At 67.2% G+C, this 21,041-nt stretch carries 12 protein-coding genes; 4 read left to right on the forward strand and 8 right to left on the reverse strand.

Annotated elements, in window-relative coordinates:
- Positions 1 to 12: 12 nt before the first annotated feature.
- Genes SSKA14_RS18970 through SSKA14_RS18980 form a run of 3 tightly spaced genes read right to left on the reverse strand, consistent with a single transcriptional unit; the run spans position 13 to position 5,410 of the window.
- Positions 13 to 1,728 carry an alpha-amylase family glycosyl hydrolase gene (locus SSKA14_RS18970; protein ID WP_008267689.1) on the reverse strand — a complete coding sequence of 572 codons (1,716 nt, stop codon included), beginning with the start codon at positions 1,726 to 1,728 and terminating at the stop codon, positions 13 to 15.
- Complete coding sequence (locus tag SSKA14_RS18975) at positions 1,728 to 3,215, reverse strand: MFS transporter (RefSeq protein WP_008267974.1); 1,488 nt, start codon at positions 3,213 to 3,215, stop codon at positions 1,728 to 1,730. The genes SSKA14_RS18970 and SSKA14_RS18975 overlap by 1 nt, the downstream gene beginning before the upstream one ends.
- Positions 3,212 to 5,410 carry a Six-hairpin glycosidase-like protein gene (locus SSKA14_RS18980; protein ID WP_040008575.1) on the reverse strand — a complete coding sequence of 733 codons (2,199 nt, stop codon included), beginning with the start codon at positions 5,408 to 5,410 and terminating at the stop codon, positions 3,212 to 3,214. Before SSKA14_RS18980 ends, SSKA14_RS18975 begins: the two co-directional genes overlap by 4 nt.
- A 236-nt stretch (positions 5,411 to 5,646) precedes the next feature.
- On the opposite strand from SSKA14_RS18980, the gene SSKA14_RS18985 reads away from it, so the two are divergent.
- Complete coding sequence (locus tag SSKA14_RS18985; RefSeq protein WP_008268221.1) at positions 5,647 to 7,698, forward strand: glycoside hydrolase family 97 protein; 2,052 nt, start codon at positions 5,647 to 5,649, stop codon at positions 7,696 to 7,698.
- Positions 7,699 to 7,949: 251 nt separating this feature from the next.
- On the forward strand, positions 7,950 to 10,718 hold the full coding sequence (locus SSKA14_RS18990) for a TonB-dependent receptor (protein WP_008267982.1): 2,769 nt from the start codon (positions 7,950 to 7,952) through the stop codon (positions 10,716 to 10,718).
- A 333-nt stretch (positions 10,719 to 11,051) separates the two neighbouring features.
- On the opposite strand, the gene SSKA14_RS18995 is transcribed toward SSKA14_RS18990, so the two are convergent.
- Positions 11,052 to 12,665, reverse strand: coding sequence for an alpha-glucosidase (locus SSKA14_RS18995; RefSeq protein ID WP_008265769.1), 1,614 nt, complete (start codon positions 12,663 to 12,665; stop codon positions 11,052 to 11,054).
- Positions 12,666 to 12,879: 214 nt separating this feature from the next.
- On the opposite strand from SSKA14_RS18995, the gene SSKA14_RS19000 reads away from it, so the two are divergent.
- Positions 12,880 to 13,878 (forward strand): polyprenyl synthetase family protein, encoded by a 999-nt coding sequence (locus tag SSKA14_RS19000; protein ID WP_008266913.1) that lies wholly within the window; start codon positions 12,880 to 12,882, stop codon positions 13,876 to 13,878.
- Between the two features lie 96 nt (positions 13,879 to 13,974).
- Here the strand turns inward: SSKA14_RS19000 and SSKA14_RS19005 are convergent, their stop codons facing one another.
- Positions 13,975 to 14,766: a dienelactone hydrolase family protein gene (locus SSKA14_RS19005; RefSeq protein WP_008265567.1), complete on the reverse strand. Its 792-nt coding sequence runs from the start codon at positions 14,764 to 14,766 to the stop codon at positions 13,975 to 13,977.
- Between the two features lie 132 nt (positions 14,767 to 14,898).
- Between SSKA14_RS19005 and SSKA14_RS19010 the strand changes: the two genes are divergently transcribed.
- A complete protein-coding gene (locus tag SSKA14_RS19010; RefSeq protein WP_040008578.1) occupies positions 14,899 to 15,492 on the forward strand; it encodes an SMI1/KNR4 family protein in 594 nt (197 codons plus the stop codon).
- A 60-nt stretch (positions 15,493 to 15,552) separates the two neighbouring features.
- Here SSKA14_RS19010 and murD read toward each other — a convergent pair whose 3' ends face one another.
- From murD to SSKA14_RS19025, 3 genes are all read right to left on the reverse strand, one after another.
- A complete protein-coding gene (gene murD, locus SSKA14_RS19015) occupies positions 15,553 to 16,962 on the reverse strand; it encodes a UDP-N-acetylmuramoyl-L-alanine--D-glutamate ligase (protein WP_008268333.1) in 1,410 nt (469 codons plus the stop codon).
- Positions 16,943 to 18,295, reverse strand: a complete 1,353-nt coding sequence (murL, locus tag SSKA14_RS19020; protein ID WP_008267599.1) for a UDP-N-acetyl-alpha-D-muramoyl-L-alanyl-L-glutamate epimerase — start codon at positions 18,293 to 18,295, stop codon at positions 16,943 to 16,945. The genes murD and murL overlap by 20 nt, the downstream gene beginning before the upstream one ends.
- Before the next feature lie 76 nt (positions 18,296 to 18,371).
- Positions 18,372 to 20,966, reverse strand: a complete 2,595-nt coding sequence (locus SSKA14_RS19025) for a bifunctional aspartate kinase/diaminopimelate decarboxylase (RefSeq protein WP_008265224.1) — start codon at positions 20,964 to 20,966, stop codon at positions 18,372 to 18,374.
- Between the last annotated feature and the right edge of the window lie 75 nt (positions 20,967 to 21,041).

Here is a 21,041-nt window from a genome sequence, read left to right on the forward strand (position 1 = left end):
CAGCGGCGGGCACTACCGCCCCAGCCGCTGGTCCCTCGCCCGCTGGTCGGCCATCGCCTTGTCCAGTTCGGCCTGCAGCGCCGGCTGCTGCACGGCGGCCTCCAGCACATAGACCTTCACCCCGTGCGCCGGCACTTCCGCCGTCAGCGCGCCATCTACCTTCAGCTCGCCCCCGTCCAGCCCATCGCGCCAGCGGCCGGCCTGAACGAAGCGCGTCACGCTGAAGGCCTTGGCCCGGTCACCCTTGTTCAGCAGCACCAGCGCGGTCTGCGCCACGTCGCCGTGCTGCAGCACGCGGAAGAACACCGCCTCGTCGCCTTGCAGGCGCTCGTTGACCTGCAGGCCGCGCTGCAGCGCCGGGGTGGCCTCACGCAGCCGGGCGATGCGCTGCAGCGGCGCGAAGATCGGGCTCTGCGGCGCAGCGTCCACCCGCGGCTGGCCGAAGTAGGCACGGTTGCCGGCATGCTCGGCGCGGCCGCGCATGAAGCCGGTTTCCGAACCGTAATAGACCACCGGAATGCCACGCGCGGTGAACAGCCAGTTGTGCGCGTCGATGAAGCCGTTGTCGCTGGCCTGCAGGCGCGGCATGTCGTGGTTGTCGTAGAAGCTCATCAGCTCGTACGGGTTGGCGTACGGCCCACCGGTCAGGTGCAGCGGCTCGGCCAGCGTCTCAAAACCTTTCCCGGCGGAGCCGAAGGTCTGCTCCAGCGCTCCACGCAGCGGGAAGTCCAGCACGCTCACATTGGCGTTGGCCGGCCAGGTGTGCTCGGCGATGCTGGCCGCGTTGTAGTCGAAGGCCTCGCCGAACATGAACATACCAGGATGCTCGGCGCGGATGCGCTTGACGAACGCATGCCACCACGGATGCGGCAGCCAGCCGATGGTGTCGATGCGCAGCGCGTCCACGCCCTGCGCGGTCCACTGCAGGTAGGCGCCGACCAGGTAGTCCATCACCGCCGGATTGTCCTGGTTGAAGTCAGACAGTTCGGCGAGGTTGCCATCGAAGATCGAACCGTCCTTGCTGTCGACCGGGCCGATGCTGTTGTAGAACGCGTGCAGCGGGTTGTGCTTCGGATCCAGTTTCTGCGGTGGCAGGTTCTGGTGGTCGGCGATCAGCGTTCCGTTCTTGTCGAAGATCTGGCCGAACTGCGGCTGCCGCGTCGGCATGGTCCAGGCCGGCGAGCCATGGTTGCCGACGATGTCCAGCACCACCTTCAGGCCGGCGCCGTGCAGGCCCTTGGTCAGCCCGGCAAAGTCCAGGTCACGGCTGGGCAGATGCTCATCGAGTTTGTAGAAGTTGATGCCCCAGTAGCCGTGGTAGCCGGTCTTGCCACGGTCGGTCAGCGTGCTGGTGCAGCTGATCGGCTTGCTGCCGGTGAAGGCTTCATCGGGGTTGTCGACGATCGGCGTGATCCACACCGCGCCGAAGCCAAGATTGCGTATGTACTGCGCATTGTCGAGCACGCCGCGGAAATCACCGCCGAGATAGCCGATGTTGCCGTCCACCTTGTCCGGGCACGGCACCGGGATATCGAAGGTACGATGCGTGCCGCCCTGGTCGCGATGATCGTTGGACGGGTCGCCGTTGACGAAACGGTCGGTGACCACGAAGTACACCGCATCGCTGGCGAACGGCTCGGTGGTACCCACGTAATCCGGCCGCGGCGCGGCCGCCGCATGGCCGGCCAGCAGCACCAGGGAAACAGCAACAGACAGCGCACCACGCATCACACCACCTCCGGACGGGACGGGACCCGCAGCACGCACAGGCCGGCGACGAACAGGCTGCAGCCCCCCAGCACCAGCACATGCATTGGCTGGCCACCCAGCCAGGTACGCAGGGCGAAGCCGAGCGCACTGGCCGCGACCAGCTGCGGGATCACGATGAAGAAATTGAAGATGCCCATGTACACGCCCATCTTCGACGCGGGCACACTGTCGGACAGCAACGCATAGGGCAGCGACAGGATCGATGCCCAGGCGAAGCCGACGCCGACCATCGACAGCAGCAGCCAGTGCGGATCGCGGATGAACATCAGCGAGACCAGCCCGGCACCGCCCAGCCACAGATTGACCAGATGGCTCCAGCGCAGGCCGATCATCCGCACCATCGGCGGAATCAGTACCGCAGCCAGTGCGGCGAAACCGTTGTAGGCACCAAACAGCACGCCCACCCAGTTGGCGCCTTCGTTGTAGGCCACCGACTGCGGATCGGTCGAACCGAAGTGGGTACCGGCCACCGCGGCGGTGGTGTAGATCCACATCGCGAACAGCGCGAACCACGAGAAGAACTGCACCCACGCCAGGCGACGCATGGTCACCGGCATCGCGCGCAGGTCGCCGACGATGGCCGCCAGCATGTGCGTGCCCGGCAACGCGCGCGCCAGCGCCAGCAGCAGCCCGTAGCCGGCGCACAGGCCGGCCAGCACGTACAGCATCTTGTCGCCCTGGCGCCAGGCGATCAGCAGCGCCAGCAGCACGCCTGTTCCCAGCCACAGGGCCACCTGGCCCCACGGTGCAGGCCCGGTGACTGCAGTGCCGGCATGGTGCGCCGGTGGCTCGGCATCCTCGAAGCCGGCCAGTTCCGCGGGCGAGTATTCACGGGTGCTGACCACCGTCCAGGTGATCGCTGCCAGCAGCACCACTGCGCCGAAGTAGAACGCATAGCGCACCGTATCCGGCACCTCGCCGGCAGCAGCGGTGTTGGCGACGCCGAAGTGAGCCAGGATGAACGGCAGGAAGCTGGCGACGATGGCACCCACGCCGATGAAGAAGCTCTGCATCGCGTAACCCGCCGGCCGCTGCCGGGGTGCCAGCTGGTCACCGACGAAGGCGCGGAACGGCTCCATCGATACGTTGATCGAAGCATCCAGCACCCACAGCGTGCCGGCGGCGATCCACAGCGTGGGCGAGTTCGGCATCACCAGCAGGGCCAGCGTGGTCAGCACCGCACCGATCATGAAGAACGGACGGCGGCGGCCCCAGCGCGTCCAGGTGCGGTCGGACAGGTAGCCGATCACCGGCTGCACCAGCAGGCCGGTCAGCGGCGCGGCGATCCACAGCCCCGGTACCGCGTCCATGTCCGCGCCCAGGGTCTCGAAGATGCGACTGGCATTGGCGTTCTGCAGCGCGAACCCGAACTGGATGCCGAGGAAGCCGAAACACATGTTCCAGATCTGCCAGAACGACAGCTGCGGCTTGGCAGGACGGTTCATCGCGCGTCCTCTTCCGTTGCGACCTGGGCAACCTTCAGCGCCTGCACCTGGGCCTGGTTGAGCGCGCCCTCGCGGCCCCCCTTGCCCCCGGTGTAGTGCGCGAAGTGCTGCAGCGCGCTCATGTTGAAGCCCTCTTCAAGCGTGACCATGCACTGCCCCTTGGGCACCGTGAACGTTGCCAAGGTCGAGTCCTGTACGGCCACGCTGTGCGGCATCGTGACCGTCTGTTTCTGCATAGGCTGGCCCGGGCACTGCAGCACCAGCTGCTTCACCGCCGCGGTGACGCCGGTGTTGATCGGTCCGTTCGGGTTGCTGTACTGCAGGCGCAGGCGCACCCGCCCGGCCTTGGCTGAAGTGAACTGCCAGCGCTGCTCGCCCTGCAACAGCTGCTGCGGCCCGACGCAGACCGTCGGGCCGTGCAGTGATTCCAATGCGCCCTCGCGCCGGGTCAGGCTGAGGCAATGCTGCAGGCCATCGTCGCTGACGTGCACCTGGCCATTGCTGGCGGCGACCTGCTTGCCGTCCTTCCACAGCCGCTGATCGGCCGCCACCGGCACGGTCCAGCCGGCGTCAGCGCGCGTGGCCTGCGGTGCAGGCGGCGTGGCGGGCGCACGGGCATTGGCATCGGCGGTCATACCGCCGGCCCTGGCCACGGCCGTAGCCGGCGCGGCCACCAGCTGCACTGTGGTCGTGTTGCCGTGGGTCTGCGTGCTGCCGGCTACCAGCAGGCCAGTGCCCAGCGACGCCGGGCGCTCCAGCACGTAGCGCTTGCCGCCGGCTTCCACGCTGATGCGACGCTGCGTGCCGAACAACTCCGGCACCAGCACCACCGGCAGCTTGGGCTGCAAGCGGCCATCGTCCTGCACGCCGAACACGCCCTCGATCACCATCGACAGGTACCCCGCCACCGACCACAGCTGGCGCTCGGAGTTGACCACCGGCCCACTGAGCTTGCCTTCATCGACATGCACGGCCTGGCTGACCAGTTCGTAGTTCTCCATGTTGGAACCGGCCAGCGCCGCGCCCTGCATCAGCGAACGGATCTCGGCGGCAATGCGCGGTGCATCGTCCAGCTGGCGCGCGGCACGCAGCGAGTAGGCACTGACGAACGGCCAGATCGCGCGGTTGTGGTAGATCGGCTGCTGCGCCTCCTGCGGCCACACCACCGGGCTGCCGGCGGGCCCCATCGGGTACGCTGCCAGCGCGCGACGCGCGCGCTCGGTCGGCAACACCTCGGCGAGGATACCGAGCGACAGGCCGAGCAGGTCGACCTTGGCATACGGCACCGGGTGCGCAGCTTCGCCGATGTAGCTCATGTACTGGCCGATATCCTCGCGCCAGAAGCGCGCATCGATCCGCTTTGCCAGCGCATCGGCCCACGCCCTGTAATCCGCCGCGCGGGCGTCGCCCTGCTGGCCCGCCAGCTGCTCTGCCAGGCGCAGCGCCTGGTAGTGCAGCACGTTGGTGGACAGTGCGTACGAGTCACCGATGAAGCGCACGTCCTCGCGCGTCCAGTACGGATAGGTCTGCTCGCGCCAATCGAGGAACGAGGTCTCGCCACGGTAGAGGCCCATCTGCGCGTCGAATACCATCGCGCGGTCCTGTGCCAGCGTGCCCTGCAACGCCTGCCAGACCTGGTCGGCAAACGCAGGATCGTCCAGCAGATGGCGTGCGGCGAGGAACCACACCACGCGGTCGCTGCTGATCGGCCAGCTGCCGCCGGACCCGGTGTCCTGCGCGACGAACAGGCCGGGCGTATGCCCATCGCGCGCGGCCGACAGCTTGAACTGCAGTGATTGCCGGGTGCGCTTCGGGTCCAGCCGTGCCAGCGCCAGGTCGGCGGCGAAGCTGACATCGCGGGTCCACACGTAGGGCCAGCGCGCGCCGGTCTGGAAGCACTCGCACGGCACCGGTCGGCCCTCGTCGAATGCGGGATCGCGGATCGCATCCACGCGATCCTGGTCCATCTCCTGCTGGGCCAGCGCGAACAGCGCATCGAACATCACGCTACCGGTCTGGCTGCGCATCGGTGCGGCTGCAATCTGCACTGCGCCCTTCGGCGCATGCAGCACGAAGCTGCCGCCGGCGGCGGCTTCGGCGCGCGCCTGGCGGCCGTCGAATTGCAGGTCGGCCGCCTGCGCGGTCGATCCCAGCGCTGCCCCCAGGGCAGCGGTCAGGCAAATGATCTTCAGCATCGAAGCGGCGGACCGGCTTGCGCCCGTCGGCCTCCCTCCCTCTCTGCACGCGTTGTAGGTCCGCACCGTCGTTGCCGGCGGGCGGGCGCGGCCCCTCCCTCAAGGTGCCTTGGCCCATGGTAGACGCGGGGCTGTCGGCTGCGTCCGGCTGCATACGTATTCATGGCGTCGTGCGGTAGCGCACCTGCCGCACTGGCTTATGGTCCGGGTCTGCCAACGGCGCCTTGGGAGGGGAAATGCCGATGTCACCCACTGCTGTACGCGCGGTGTTCGCGCACGTGCTCGGGCTGGCCCTGCTGGGAATGGCCGCGCTGGCACAGGCCGCGCCGCAGGTCACCAGTGTCGAATCACCGGGCAAGGTGCTCAAGGCCAGCCTGGTGCTGGATGGCGGCACCGCCCGCTACCGCGTCGAGCGTTTCGGCGAGACCGTGGTGGAGGATTCGAAGCTCGGTTTCGCCCTGCGCGATGGCCGCCTGGATCGTGACTTCACGGTGATTGGCCAGCAGCAACGCAGCGTCGATGACAGCTGGGAACAGCCGTGGGGCGAACGCCGGGTCACCCGCAACCACTTCAACGAGCTGACCGTGCAGCTGGCCGAGACCACCGGCAGCAAGCGCCGGCTGGACGTGGTGTTCCGTGTCTACGACGATGGCCTTGGCTTCCGCTACGTGTTCCCCGAGCAGCCGAACCTGCGCGAGGCGATCATCGATGACGAGCTGACCGAGTTCGCCATTGCGCCGGAATCGACCGCCTGGTGGATTCCCGCCGGCGAGCCGATCCACTACGAATACCTGTACCAGCGCACGCCGCTGAACCAGGTGCCGCTGGTGCATACGCCGATGACCCTGCGCAGCCGCGATGGCCTGCACGTGGCGATCCATGAGGCGGCGCTGGTGGACTACGCCGGCATGTGGCTGCGCCGCACCGAGGGCCAGCGCCTGCGTGCGCAGCTTTCGCCCTCGGCCGAGGGTTGGAAGGTGCGCCGCGCCCTGCCCTTTGCCACGCCGTGGCGCACGCTGCAGATCGCCGACCGTGCCGGTGGGCTGGTCGAATCGGACCTGATCCTCAACCTCAATGAACCCAATGCGCTGGGCGACGTCAGCTGGGTGAAACCGGCCAAGTACCTGGGCGTGTGGTGGTCGATGCACTTGGACAACGAGAGCTGGGCGAGCGGCTCGAAGCACGCGGCCACCACCGCGAAAACGAAGAAGGTGATCGACTTCGCCGCTGCGCATGGCTTCCGCGGCGTGCTGGTGGAAGGCTGGAATCCCGGCTGGGACGGTATGTGGGTGGGCAACGGTTACGACTTCGATTTCACCCGCGCCACGCCCGATTTCGATATCGAGGCACTGTCGGCATATGGCCTGAAGAAGGGCGTGCACCTGATCGGCCACCACGAAACCGGCTGTGCCATCGAACACTACGAGGACCAGCTGGATGCTGCGCTGGACCTGTACGCACGGCTGGGCGTAGACCAGTTCAAGACCGGCTACGTCTGCGACGACGGCCAGGTCGACCGCCGCAATCCGGCCGGCGGCCCGCTGTGGCGCGAGTGGCACGACGGGCAGTTCATGGCCCGCCACCACCTGAAGGTGGTGCAGGAGGCCGCGCGCCGGCGCCTGTCGGTGAACCCGCATGAGCCGATCAAGGACACCGGGCTGCGCCGCACCTATCCCAACTGGATCTCGCGCGAAGGCGCGCGCGGCATGGAGTACAACGCCTGGGGCCAGCCACCGAACCCGCCCGAGCATGAGGTCAACCTGGTGTTTACCCGCATGCTGGCCGGGCCGATGGACTACACCCCTGGCATCCTCAGCCTGAAGGGCCGCCACGGCCAGGCCATTCCCAGCACGCTGGCGCGGCAGCTGGCGCTGTACGTGGTGCTGTACAGCCCGATCCAGATGGCCGCCGACCTGCCCGAGCACTACCTGCAGCACCGCGAGGCGTTCCGCTTCATCGAGGACGTGGCGGTGGACTGGGAGCAGAGCCGCGTGCTCGATGGCGAAGTGGGCGACTACGTGACGATCGTGCGTCGCGACCGCAACAGCCGCGACTGGTTCCTCGGCAGCATCACCGACGAACACGGCCGCGTGCTGCCGGTGTCGCTCGGCTTCCTCGAGCCAGGCGTGCGCTATCGCGCCGAGATCTACCGCGATGGCGAGGGCGCCGACTTCCGCGCCAATCCGTTCGCGTTCGTGCGCGAAACCCGCGAGGTGACCAGCGCCGATGCCCTGACGCTGGTGCTGGCACCGGGGGGCGGGCAGGCCATCCGATTCACTCCGCTTTGAATGCACCGGTAGTGCCGGCCGCTGGCCGGCAACCCGGTGATCGTGATTGCCGGCCAGCGGCCGGCACTACCGCACGAGGCATCTGAAAGCGATTACACCCCTGCAAACGCCATTGAATACGTATGCAGGGTGATTCCCGCGAAGAACGCGCTGCCTACCATAGCGGCGACGACAGCGGCCACCGCGTCGCACGTCCACGGTCACTCCGGGACATTCACGAATCGATCTGCAACATTGCCTGGGAGGGGAAAATGTTGAACCACAAGCGCAGTGCGCTGAGTCTCGCGCTGGCCGTTGTGCTGGCGCCAACGCTGGCGTCGGCACAGTCCACGCAGAACACCACCACGCCGGCCGACACCGCCGCCACCAACCTGGATACGGTGCAGGTCACCGGTATCCGCCGTGGCATCGAGAGCGCGATCGCGGTCAAGCAGGACGCCACCTCGGTGGTCGAAGCGATCTCCGCCGAAGACATCGGCAAGCTGCCCGACGTCAGCATCGCCGAATCCATCTCGCGCCTGCCCGGCCTGGCCGCCCAGCGCGTGGCCGGCCGTGCGCAGGTGATCAGCGTGCGTGGCCTGTCACCGGACTTCGCCACTACCCTGCTCAACGGCCGTGAAGTGGTCAGCACCGGCGACAACCGCGGCGTCGAGTTCGACCAGTACCCGTCCGAACTGGTCAACGGCGTGACCGTGTACAAGACCCCGGATGCCGCGCTGGTCGGCCAGGGCCTGTCGGGCACCATCGACATGCAGACCGCACGCCCGCTCAGCTTCGGCGAACGCGTGATCGCGGTCAGTGGCCGCTACCAGAAGAGCTCTCTGGGCCGCGCCGCCAACGTCGATCCGTACGGCAACCGCTTCAGCGCCAGCTACATCGACCAGTTCCTGGACAAGACCCTGGGCATCGCCATCGGCTACGCGCACAGCGACATGCCGATCCAGGAAAACCAGGTCGGCCTGTACGAGCCGTGGACCACTGAGCACACCGACAAGGGCGAGCGCCGCGGAATTGCGCCAGGCACTTACTTCACCGATGGCATCAAGGCGCTGCGTCGCACCGGCAACAGCAAGCGCGATGGCGTGATGGCCACCATCCAGTTCCGGCCGAACAACAGCTGGAACAGCACCTTCGATGCATTCCACACCGAAGCCGAGCAGATCGACACCGCCAACCAGTTCGAGTTGAGCCTCAGCGGCAACGGCGAGGACAGCAACAACCCCAATGCGATCCTGCCGGTGTTCAGCAATGTCGGCCGCAACGCCGATGGCAGCTTCACCGGCGGCACGATCAGCAATGCGTATCCGCTGGTGCGCGGCATGTACAACAAGCGCAAGGACAAGATCGATGCGTTCGGCTGGAACAACGAATTCAACGTTGGTGGCGTGAAGCTGGTTGCCGACCTGAACTACTCCAAGGCCACCCGCCGCGAGATCAACCTGGAGAACAACCTGCAGCTGGTGCCGCGCCCGCAGTTCGACACGATCGGTGTCGTCGTGAACAGCGATGGTTACTCGCAGATCAGGCCGAGCCGGGACTACTCCAACCCGGAGAGCCTGTTCCTGACCAACACCATCTATGGTTCCGGCTACGGCAAGGTGCCGGAGGTGGAGGATCGCCTGAAGGGCGCCAAGCTGGCGGCGACGCTGCCGGTTCCCGAAGCCATGTCCAGCTGGTTCTCCGATGTGGACGTGGGCGTGAACTACGCCGACCGCCGCAAGCAGAAGGCGCAGGCCGAAGGCAACATCCTGCTCGGTGCGCAAGGCGAATCCACCATCGCCCCGGACCTGCAGTATCGCCCGGTCAATCTCGGCTTCGCCGGCATCGGCTACATCCCATCGTGGAATGTGCCGGCTGCGGTGGGGCGCTACATGACCTTCAACCCGGTCGACAATCTGGACTACCTGATTCCCAAGTCGTGGACAGTCGAGGAGAAGATCACCACTGCGTGGGCGCGCCTGAACATCAACACCGATATCGGCGTGGTCGGGGTGCGCGGCAACGTTGGCGTGCAGATGCAGCACACCGACCAGAGCTCGGATTCACGCTACTGGGACAGCTCGCAGCCAGCGGGCAGCAACATCCAGCCGTTCTCCGCAGGGAGGACCTACAAGGATTGGCTGCCGAGCTTGAACCTGGTGTTCATGTTCCCGCACCAGCAGACGCTTCGCTTCGCCGCTGCCAAGCAGGTCGCGCGCGCCCGCGTGGACCAGATGCGTGCCGGACTGGAGTTCGGTGTGGATACCAGCAATGGCCGCCCCGGTGGCAGCGGCGGCAACCCGCTGCTGGACCCCTGGCGCGCCACCGCACTCGACCTGTCCTACGAAAAGTACTTCGGTGAAAAGGCCTACGTCGCTGCGGCCATCTTCTACAAGGACCTGAAGAGCTACATCTATACCCAGTCGGTGGACAACTACGACTTCAGTGGTCTGCTCGGCAACTACGTGCCGCCACCGGGCATGACCGAACCGGTGCAGACCACCGGCAAGTTCTCGACCCCGCAGAATGGCAAGGGCGGCACGTTGAAGGGCCTGGAACTGACCGCATCGTTCCCGCTGGACATGCTGACCGACAGCCTGCGCGGCTTCGGCGTGCAGGCCAGCGCGACCTTCAACAAGAGCGACATCACCATTCTGGATCCAGAGAGTGCGTCCAGCGTGGGCACCGATCCGATCAGCCTGCCGGGCCTGTCCAAGCGCGTGTACAACTTCACCGCCTACTACGAGCGTAGTGGCTTTGAAGCGCGCATCAGCCAGCGCCGCCGTTCGGACTTCATCGGCGAGATCGGTAACTTCAACGGCAACCGCACCCTGCGCTACGTGGTGGGCGAGAACGTGACCGATGCGCAGGTGAGCTACACCTTCAGCGACAGCAGCACCCTGCGTGGCCTGACCCTGCTGCTGCAGGGCAGCAACCTGACCAACGAGCCGTACCGCACCTACGCCGGCAGCAAGGACCGCCCGCTGGAGTACATCGAGTGGGGCCGCACCTACATGCTCGGCGTGAACTACAAGTTCTGACCTGGACAAGGTAGTGCCGGCCGCTGGCCGGCAAACCTGATTCGGTAGTGCCGGCCGCTGGCCGGCAACCCCGATTTGGTAGTGCCGGCCGCTGGCCGGCAACACAAGGGGAGCAGGACCGGAAACCCGCTGCGCAGGCAGCGGGTTTTCTTCTGCGCGAATGCCGGCCATTGGTCGGCAAGGCCTATCCACGCATGGCGTGGATCTACCCAGCGACGCCCTCATCGATAGCTCCACGCCATGCGTGGATGCCCTTCACCGCAATCCCACCCACAAAAAAGGGACGGGGCGCTTCGGCCCCGTCCCCGCAAGTACCGCCACCGGAGAAAACGGTCAGCTGCGTCGGGCGCAATACACCGCACGCGGCGGCAGCTGGAGTTCATTGCCCTGCACCGTGCCCGCATCCGGGCCCGGCACCGCCACCTGCTGCCAGTTGCCCGGCGGCAGCGGATGGCTCACCACCTCGGCCGACAGGTTGAAGGCCAGCAGGAGGGTTTCATCTGCAAGCATACGCTCGAACAGCAGCACTGGCTCGGCACTTTCGATGAATCGGATGCTGCCGTGCAGGAGCGCTGGCTGGCCACGCCGCCAGGCCAGGAAAGCACGGAAAGCCGCCAGCACCGAGTGCGGGTCGCGCTCCTGCACCGCCACCGCCGCGGCGCGGTGCTCGGCCGGGATCGGCAGCCAGGGCTGGCCCGAGGTGAAACCGGCTAGCGGCGCGTCGGTCCACGGCAACGGGGTGCGGCAGCCATCCCGGCCCTTGAAGTTCGGCCAGAAGGTGATGCCGTAGGGGTCCTGCAGGGCCTCGAACGGCACCTCGGCCTCGGCCAGGCCCAGCTCCTCGCCCTGGTACAGGCAGACCGAGCCACGCAGCGAGCACAGCATCGCCACCAGCATCCGCGCCAGGCGCGGGTCGGCCGGGCGGCCGCCCCAGCGGCTGACCGCCCGTTCCACGTCGTGATTCGAAACCGCCCAGCACGGCCAGCCTTCGGTCATCGCCGCTTCCAGGCGCGAGACCGTGTCGCGGATGTAGGCCGCGCTGTAGTCGTCCACCAGCAGCTCGAAGCTGTAACCCATGTGCAGGCGCCCGTCACGGGTGTACTCGGCGGTGGTGCCCAACGAGTCCTCCGAGGAGATCTCGCCGAGGCTGACCGCGCCCGGGTACGCGTCCAGCAGCGCGCGCAGGCGTTCCAGGAACGGCAGGTTCTCCGGCTGGGTGTTGTTGAAGTAGTGGTACTGGTAGGCGTACGGGTTGTCCGGGCTGAAGCCGCGGCCCACCCGCTTGTCGGCAGGCTTGGGCGGATTGTCGCGCAGCTGCGCATCGTGGAAGCAGAAGTTGATCGCATCCAGGCGGAAGCCATCCACGCCGCGGTCCAGCCAGAAGCGTACGTTGTCCAGGGTCGCCTGCTGCACGTCCGGGTGATGGAAGTTCAGGTCCGGCTGGTCGACCAGGAAATTGTGCAGGTAGTACTGCTCGCGGCGCGGCTCCCACTGCCAGGCGCCGCCGCCGAACAACGACAGCCAGTTGTTGGGCGGCGTGCCGTCCTCGCGCGGGTCGGCCCAGACGTACCAGTCCGCCTTGGGGTTGCTGCGGTCCTGGCGGCTCTCGCGGAACCAGGCGTGCTCGATCGAGGTGTGGCTCAGCACCTGGTCGATCATCACCTTCAGGCCCAGGCCATGGGCCTTGGCCAGCAGGCGATCGAAGTCGTCCAGGCTGCCGAACAGCGGATCGACGTCGCGGTAGTCGGCGATGTCATAGCCGAAATCGGCCATCGGCGACTTGAAGAACGGCGAGATCCAGATCGCGTCCACGCCCAGCCTGGCGATGTGGTCCAGCCGCTCGATGATGCCTGGCAGGTCGCCGACCCCATCGCCGTTGGCGTCGAGGTAGCTGCGCGGGTAGATCTGGTAGATGACGGCTCCGCGCCACCATGGATAGTGCGACATCGACAGCCCCCCTCCGGGCATGCATGACCCGCCGGAAGCGGGCCAGAATCCTGTTCCGGCAAGCTTAGCGGTGGCCTCCATGGCATGGCGCAACCTGCATACGTATTCACGCGGACAGCCGGCCGGGCCGGGCCCAAGCGGCCGCCCCCACCGGTTTGCGCCCGAATTCACGGCCAGCGCCTATAATCGGCGGTGAGCCTGAAAGCCTGATCGCATGACCATCACCGAAGACACCCGTCCCGCCCTGGGCCTGCCCCAGATCCAGTCGCTTGCCGCGGCCGACATGGCCGCCGTCGACGCCCTGATCCGGCGCCGCCTGTCCTCGGACGTCGTGCTGATCAACCAGATCGCCGACCACATCATTTCCGCCGGTGGCAAACGCCTGCGCCCGATGCTGGTGATGCTGGCCGGCCACGCGGTCGGCCACGCTGGCCCGGACCACCACCAGCTGGCGGCGATCATCGAGTTCATCCACACCTCCACCCTGCTGCATGACGACGTGGTGGACGAATCCAACCTGCGCCGTGGCCGCAGCACCGCCAACGCACTGTGGGGCAACGCGCCGAGCGTGCTGGTCGGTGACTTCCTGTACTCGCGCAGCTTCCAGCTGATGGTTGAACTGGAGCGCATGCCGGTGATGCAGATCCTGGCCGATGCCACCAACCGCATTGCCGAGGGTGAAGTGCTGCAGCTGCTGCACGTGCACAACCCGGATACCGACGAAACCGCCTACCTGCGCGTGATCGAGCGCAAGACCGCCGTGCTGTTCGCCGCCGGCACCCGCCTGGGTGCGCTGGCCAGCGGTGTGGACGAGGCGACCCAGCAGGCCCTGTTCGACTACGGCATGCACCTGGGCTACGCGTTCCAGATCGCCGACGACGTGCTGGACTATTCGGCCAACGCCGACGAGCTGGGCAAGAACCTGGGCGACGACCTGGCCGAGGGCAAGGCGACGCTGCCGCTGATCCACGCCATGGCCCACTCCGATGACGCCACGCGCGAGCGCCTGCGCGCGATCGTGCAGGACGGCGATGCCTCGGCGATGCCGGAAGTGCTGGCCGCGATCCGCGCTACCGGCGGCCTGGAATACAGTCGTCGCCGTGCAGAGGAATACGCCGAAGCCGCCGAGCGCGCGCTCGATGGCCTGGCCGACAACGATGCGGTTGCCGCGCTGCGCGGCCTGGCCCGTTACGCGGTGCAGCGCTCGCATTGACCGCATTCGGTAGTGCCGGCCGCTGCCCGGCATTTCCGATGACATCCACAGCATCATGAGGTTGCCGGCCAGCGGCCGGCACTACCGCTGCACGGATCAGCGTTTCTCGAAACGTTCCTCGAAGAACTCATCCAGCGCCTTCCACGCCCGCTTTGCCGCCCGTTCGTTGTATTGGCAGCCCGGCGGGCTGTTGGCATCGCGCTCGGCGAAGCAGTGCACCGCGCCGCTGTAGTTGGTGAACTCCCAATCGACCTTGGCCGCGTTCATCTCTTTCTGGAAGCCGGCGATGTCCTCGGCGGTCACGCTCTTGTCGTCGGCACCGTTGAGCACCAGCACCGAGGGATGGCTGCCACCGGCCTGCGCCGGCAGCGGCGAACCCAGCCCACCGTGCAGGCTGACCACGCCGGCCAGCGGCGCCCCGGCACGAGCCAGCTCCAGCACCGTGGTGCCGCCGAAGCAGAACCCCACCGCGCCGATCCGGCTGGCATCCAGCGGCACCTTGCCGGCCTGTGCCTTGAGCACGTTCACCGCTTCCAACGCGCGTGCGCGCAACAGGGGCCGGTCGTTGCGCAGCTTGGTCGCCACCGGCCCGGCCTCGGCATCGGTCTTCGGCCGCACGCCCTTGCCGTACACATCGGCCACCAGCACCACGTAGTCGTCGCCGGCCAACTGCTTGGCCTTCTCGACCGCCGATTCGTTCACACCTTTCCAGTTCGGCACCATCACCAGGCCCGGACGCTTGTCGTGCTCGCCATCGTCATAGACCAGCACACCACTGAAGGTCGTGCCCTGGTGCTTCCACTCCACCGGCTGCGTCTTCATCGCTGCCCACGCCGGCATCGCCGCCAGCCCGAGCATCACCGCCACACCGCATCGCCAACGATTCATGCGCCTGCTCCGCAAAAAAAGGGGACGGAGGGGATTAAGCCGTATTCGCCCCTCCCACGTCGCATTCTGCATTGGCGACGTGACGCAGGTGTGGTTGGATACGACTTGATCCCCTCCGTCCCTTTTTTCTGCATGAACCTTGCTGATCGCTTTCTGTCTGGACTGATCCCACGCCTGCCCGCCGATGACGCCCCCCAGTGGGCCCATGTCCATGGCGCCAGCGCCGACGACCTGCAGCGCCTGCGCGCGCAATGGCCGCAGGTGCCGGATAGCCTGGTGGTACTGCTGTCGCGCGTGGATGGCACCCACTTCCGCGAGTACCCCGGTGGCGAGGTCTGTGTACTGATGCTCGGCTCGGACGTGGAAGATGGCGGCTATCCTTACTACCTGCGCTCGGTCGCGCAGATCTTCGAAGACCAGCAGCAGTGGGACGACAGCATCCGTTCGATCTACGAGGAATGGCTGGATGACGAGCCGGAAATCCTCGGCGACGGCATCGATGCCGACCTGCCGATGAATCGCCGCCTGTGCTTCTCGCACTGCATGAACAACGGCGGCACCTCGATGCTGTACCTGGATTTTGATCCCGCGCCGGGTGGCTGCGTGGGCCAGGTGGTGCGCTACCTGCACGACCCGGACAGCTACGCCGTGATCGCGCCCAGCTTCGATGCGTATCTGCAGCAGTTGATCGACGGCGACTACGCGTTCATCGAAGACGAACAGTAGATCCACGCCATGCGTGGATGAATTTCCCAGTGGGTTGCCGGCCAGCGGCCGGCACTACCTTCAAGCGATGCCCAGGCCCGGAATCGCGCTGATGGTGTCCGGATCGAATCCGGCCAGTTCGGCGAAATGGCGGCCACGCGCCACGTAATCGCGGTAGGCGCCGAAGCTCGGTGCGCCCGGCGACAGCAACACCACGCCGCCCTGCTCGCCCAGCGCCGCACGTGCCAGCGCCATCGCCTCCGGCAGATCGCCCGCGGCGTGCAGGCCGAAGCGGCCGGCATCGGCCAGGGGTTGCAGCATCGCGTGGATGCGCGGGCCGTTGCTGCCCATGGTCACGATCTCCACCGGCGGCACGTCATGCGCCATGTGCTGCATGAAATCGGTCCAGTCCAGGCCACGGTCGTGCCCGCCCACCAGCAGCGCGATGCGCTGGCCGGCGAAACATTCCAACGCCGCCAGGCTGGCGTGCGGCGTGGTGCTGATCGAATCGTTGACGTAGGCCAGGCCATCGGCCACACCGATGCGCTGCAGGCGGTTGGGCAGCGGACGGAAATCCTGCACCGCCGGTGCCAGCGCCACGGCGTCGAGACCCAGCGCTTCCAGCGCGGCCAGCACCGCGCACAGGTTGCCGCGGTTGTGGCGGCCCGGCAGCGGAGTGTTGCGGGTATCGAACACAGGCTGTTCGCCCCGGTGCACGACATCGCCGCGCATATGCCAGCCCTGCGGCTGGTTGAACCAGACCACCTCGCTGTCGGGCAGCGACAGCGCGGCCAGGTGCGGATCGGCGGCATTGAGCACGGCAATGCGCGGCGCCGCTTCGGTGACCAGCCGCAGCTTGTCTTCGATGTAACGCTGCTCGCTGCCGTGCCAGTCCAGATGCTCCGGGAACAGGTTCAGCACCACCGCCACCTGCGGGTGCGCGCCACTGCGCGCCACTTCGCCGGTCTGGTAGCTGGACAGCTCGACGGCCCAGTACTCGGGCGCCGGTTGCGGATCCAGCACTTCCAGCAGCGGCAGGCCGATGTTGCCGACCAGGCCGGTGCGATGCCCCGCCGCGCGCAGCAGGTGCGCGACCAGCGCGGTGGTGGTGCTCTTGCCCTTGGTGCCGGTCACGCACACGGTGTCGTGCACGATGCCGTCGTCGGCCGCGTGTTCGGCAAACCACAGCGCGGTACCGCCGATGAAAGAGGTGCCCTGCTCCGCCGCCGCCAGCGCAATCGGCTGGTAAGGGCTGATGCCGGGCGACTTGATCACCACATCGAACGCTGCCAGCGCTTCGGCCGAGGGCTCACCACGCACCTCCAGCGCGCCCTGCGTTTCCGCCCGCGCGGCCTCGGCTTCAGCAGCCGGGCAGAACAGGCTCAGCGGCAGCGACGGCAGGCGCTCACGCAGCACGGCGAACGCCGCACGGCCCTCGCGGCCCCAGCCCCACAGCGCAACGCGCTTTCCCTCAAGCTTCGAAATCTTCACGCACCCGTTCCCACAGTGCGGCCGGAACGCGATGCTCGCCCTGCAGCTGAAGCAGCGGTGCCAGTTCCAGTTCAGCGGCGTCCAGCTGCGGCTGGATCTCGTTGCAGAAGCGCTTCACCAGCACGTCTTCCTTCCACTCCGGGCGCTGCGCCAGCGTCGCCATCGCCGCACGCGATTCGCGGCCTTCGCCCACGCACTCGAACGGCTTGTGGTCCTGGAATTCCAGCAGCGCGTCGAAGCCACCGGCCTGCTCGGCATCATCCAGCAGATTGCGGCCGAAGATGCGCACCAGGCGCGTCTTGGGCATGAACGGGGCCAGCGCCAGGAACACGAAGTGGCACTTCGGGCAGACGCCGCACCAGCGGTTCACCGGGCGCTCGCCGAGGATGTGGAAGTTGCGGTTGCAGCTGGAGAAGTGCGCGTCGTAGAAATCGGTCTTGGCGAACTGGCGGGCCACCGCCAGCTCCGACATCGGCCGCAGCAGCGAGTAGTAGTGCAGGTCCGCGGCAACGTGCGCCTGCACATGGCTGCCGAACGCCTGCTCGAATGCCCAGCCCTTGGACCACTGGTGGTTCACTTCACCGGTGCCCGGAATCTGGCTGCCATAGCTGGCCGAACGCTCGTTGGAGAACACCACCTGGTCTACGCCCTGCAGCAGCGCAGCCAGCACCATGATCGCCGAGTTCACCGCCGTGACCGGGATATGACCGTTCCAGGCGCCCTGGCGGTTGAGTTCGAACAGTTCCGGTGCCAGCGCGCGGCCCAGGTTCAACGTCGGCAGGCCGGTACGCTCGGCGCAGGCGCGGATCAGCTGCGAGCCGCCAATCCAGGTCACTGTCTCGTCCACGCCGGCACGGCGCAGCGCTTCGATGCTGACCAGCGAATCCTTGCCACCACCGATCGCCACCAGCGCGTGCGGCTGCAGGCCCAGTGCCGGTGCCTGCACCGCTTCGCCCTGTACCGGCAGGCGGAAGCGCCCACGCAGGTTCAGGCCGTTGCGGTAGGCGAATTCGCCCAGGCCGTTGAGGTAGACCGTCTCCACCAGCGCCGCGGTATCGGCATCGATGGAGTAGCTGTCGATGCTGACCGTCTCCGGCACGCCCGCCTTGTAGTAGCTGACACCGGCGATCAGGTGCAGCAGCTGCAGCGCGCGCCGCACGGCCTCGGCACGCGCCTCGTCCAGCACGAACGGGGCGCCGGGCACGGTGATGGTTTCCACCATCTCCGGGCCGTCATCGAAGGCGTAAACCAGCCTGGCCACGCCGGTATCCGCAGCGAATTCGCAGCGGACGAAGCGGAAGCGGGAAACCTGGTGTTTGTCGAAAGCAGTCATGGTGTATCCGGTCAGGCACGGGCCCGCGCGATGGCGCGGGGCGTGTCGGTGGGCGGGTGCAGTGCGCGGTTAGCGATCATTCGATCACGTCTTCGCGCGGCATCGCCCGCTGGTTGTAGGTGTTGGACATCACATAGCCGTAGGCACCGGCATCGGCGATCAGCATCACATCGTCCGGTGCGGTCGATACCGGCAGCTTGCGGCGCTTGCCGAACACATCGCTGGATTCGCAGATCGGGCCGACCACATCGAACGCGGCTTCGGCATAGCCGCCCTGGCGGCTGAGATTCTCGATGTCGTGCCAGGCGTCGTACAGCGCCGGGCGCATCAGGGTGTTCATGCCGGCGTCCAGGCCGACGCGGCGCACGCCGTCCTTCTCCACCACCTGGGTGGCATGGGTCAGCAGCACGCCGGATTCGGCCACCAGGTAGCGGCCCGGCTCGATCGCCAGGCGGAACGCCGGGTGCAGCGCCTTGACCTCGGCCAGGCCCTCGGCCCAGGCATCCAGGTCGAACGGTTCGTCTTCATCACTGTAGGGAATCGGCAGGCCACCGCCGATGTCGATGGTCTGCACGCTGCCGATGCGGCGGGCGAAACCGGCCAGCTCATCGCACATCAGGCGCCAGTGCTGCGCGGTCTCCACGCCGCTGCCCAGGTGCGCATGCAGGCCGACAACGCGGCTGCCCAGCTCGGTGGCCGCACGCACGAATTCGTCGACGCGGGCGATCGGCAGGCCGAACTTGGAGTCCTTGCCGCCGGTACGGACCTTGGCATGGTGGCCTTCGCCACGGCCGAGATCGACGCGCAGCCACAGCTCGCGGTTGCGGAACAGGTCCGGCCAGCGCTGCAGTGCTTCCACGTTGTCGACGGTGACGGTCACGCCCAGCGCAAACGCGGCTTCGTACTCGCTGCGCGGGCAGAAGCTGGGGGTGAACAGTACGCGCTTGGGCGACAGCTCCGGCAGGTGCTGGAACACGTGCTTCAGCTCGCCATGCGAGACGCATTCCAGGCCGAAACCTTCCGCCTCCAGCAGCTGCAGGATCGCCGGGTGGCTGTTGGCCTTGATCGCGTAGTAGCGCTGGTCGATCGGCTTGATCGCGGCCAGCGCACGGGCGCGGGCGCGCACCGTCGGCAGGTGGTAGACGTAGCGCGGCGTACCGGCGTCGGCCAGCTGCAGCAGGTGCGCACGCTGGCCCCGCCACCACGGCGTGCCACGCGGGCGCACGGTGCCGGCGATCTCGCGCCAACGCGGGCCGAACACTTCGGTCTCTTCCACCGGCATCGCACCGCTGTCGATCAGCTCGGCATGCAGGATCGGCAGCAGGCCATCGGCATCGGCTTCGTCGATGACGAAGGTCAGGTTCAGGTCGTTGGACGACTGCGAGATCATGTGCACGCGCTCGCGGCCGAAGGTGGCCCACACGTCCGACAGCTTGTGAAGCAGCGAGCGCATGCCGCGACCAACCAGCGTGATCGCCGCGCACGGCACGATCACCTTCACCTTGCAGATCTGCGACAGGTCGGCCGACAGCGCGGCCAGCACATCGGTGTTGACCAGGTTCTCGGACGGGTCCAGCGACACGGTGACGTTGGTCTCGGCCGAACCGATCAGGTCCACCGACAGGCCATGCTTCTTGAACAGGTTGAACACATCGGCCAGGAAGCCGACCTGCTGCCACATGCCGATGCCTTCCATCGACACCAGCACGATGCCGTTGCGGCGGCTGATCGCCTTCACGCCCGGTACCGGAGCCGCACTGCCATCGATGCTGGTACCCGGCAGCTGCGGGCGCTCGGTATCGAGGATGGCCATCGGCACGCCGGCGTCACGGCACGGCTTGATCGAGCGCGGGTGCAGCACCTTGGCGCCGGTCGTGGCGATTTCCTGTGCTTCGTAATAGTCCAGGCGGGTCAGCAGGCGCGCGTCCGGCACGTCCTTCGGGTTGGCGCTGAACATGCCCGGCACGTCGGTCCAGATCTCCACGCGGCTGGCGCCGAGCAGCGCGCCGAAGTACGCCGCCGAAGTATCCGAACCACCACGACCGAGGATGGCGGTACCGCCATCGGCATGCCGCGAGATGAAGCCCTGGGTGATCAGCAGGCGGGTCGGCTGCGCGCGGAAGCGCTGCATCCAGTCTGCGTCCGCGCGCCACTGGCAATTCACCGACAGCCGCTGCGACCAGTCGCTCTGGTTCGGCTGCGGCGGCATCGCGTCCAGCCACTGGCGGGCATCCATCCAGCCCATGTCCAGGCCCGAGGCGTGCAGGTAGGCCGCGCCCAGCGTGGAGGACAGCAGCTCGCCCTGGCCCAGCACGTCGGCCTGCCAGTCCAGCGGGCGGGTGGCCGCACGCGGGTCATCCAGCAGGCCCTGCAGCGCGGCCAAGCGCTCGGCCAGCACCTCGCGGCCCAGGCCCAGCTCGACCAGGAAGCCCTCGTGGCGCTCGACCAGCGCCGCCACGCGGTCGCGGCTGTCTGGCGCACCGTCGGCGATCGCGGTCAGTTCGTTGGTGACCCCGGACAGCGCCGAGACCACCACCAGCACGCGCGAACCAGTCTCTTCCGCACGTTTTTTCGCCAGCTTCCCGATCGTGTCCCAGCGGTGGCGACGCGACACCGAGGTGCCGCCGAACTTCAGTACGATCCAACGATCGACAAGGGGGGAAGCTGACATGGATAGGCTATGTGTAATGTGGGGGAGCCGCCCGAGGGGGCGGAACCTTCGATTCTAAGCCCAATGGACCCGCCG

Origin of the sequence: Stenotrophomonas sp. SKA14 (genome assembly GCF_000158575.1) — a bacterium.
Taxonomy (GTDB): Bacteria; Pseudomonadota; Gammaproteobacteria; order Xanthomonadales; family Xanthomonadaceae; genus Stenotrophomonas; species Stenotrophomonas forensis.

What these genes read in the sequence shown, in the direction of transcription:
- SSKA14_RS18970 (WP_008267689.1), bottom strand. Translation starts at nt 1,728, where the DNA reads ATGCGTGGTGCGCTGTCTGTTGCTGTTTCCCTGGTGCTGCTGGCCGGC.
- SSKA14_RS18975 (WP_008267974.1), bottom strand. Translation starts at nt 3,215, where the DNA reads ATGAACCGTCCTGCCAAGCCGCAGCTGTCGTTCTGGCAGATCTGGAAC.
- SSKA14_RS18980 (WP_040008575.1), bottom strand. Translation starts at nt 5,410, where the DNA reads ATGCTGAAGATCATTTGCCTGACCGCTGCCCTGGGGGCAGCGCTGGGA.
- SSKA14_RS18985 (WP_008268221.1), top strand. Translation starts at nt 5,647, where the DNA reads ATGCCGATGTCACCCACTGCTGTACGCGCGGTGTTCGCGCACGTGCTC.
- SSKA14_RS18990 (WP_008267982.1), top strand. Translation starts at nt 7,950, where the DNA reads ATGTTGAACCACAAGCGCAGTGCGCTGAGTCTCGCGCTGGCCGTTGTG.
- SSKA14_RS18995 (WP_008265769.1), bottom strand. Translation starts at nt 12,665, where the DNA reads ATGTCGCACTATCCATGGTGGCGCGGAGCCGTCATCTACCAGATCTAC.
- SSKA14_RS19000 (WP_008266913.1), top strand. Translation starts at nt 12,880, where the DNA reads ATGACCATCACCGAAGACACCCGTCCCGCCCTGGGCCTGCCCCAGATC.
- SSKA14_RS19005 (WP_008265567.1), bottom strand. Translation starts at nt 14,766, where the DNA reads ATGAATCGTTGGCGATGCGGTGTGGCGGTGATGCTCGGGCTGGCGGCG.
- SSKA14_RS19010 (WP_040008578.1), top strand. Translation starts at nt 14,899, where the DNA reads ATGAACCTTGCTGATCGCTTTCTGTCTGGACTGATCCCACGCCTGCCC.
- murL (WP_008267599.1), bottom strand. Translation starts at nt 18,295, where the DNA reads ATGACTGCTTTCGACAAACACCAGGTTTCCCGCTTCCGCTTCGTCCGC.
- SSKA14_RS19025 (WP_008265224.1), bottom strand. Translation starts at nt 20,966, where the DNA reads ATGTCAGCTTCCCCCCTTGTCGATCGTTGGATCGTACTGAAGTTCGGC.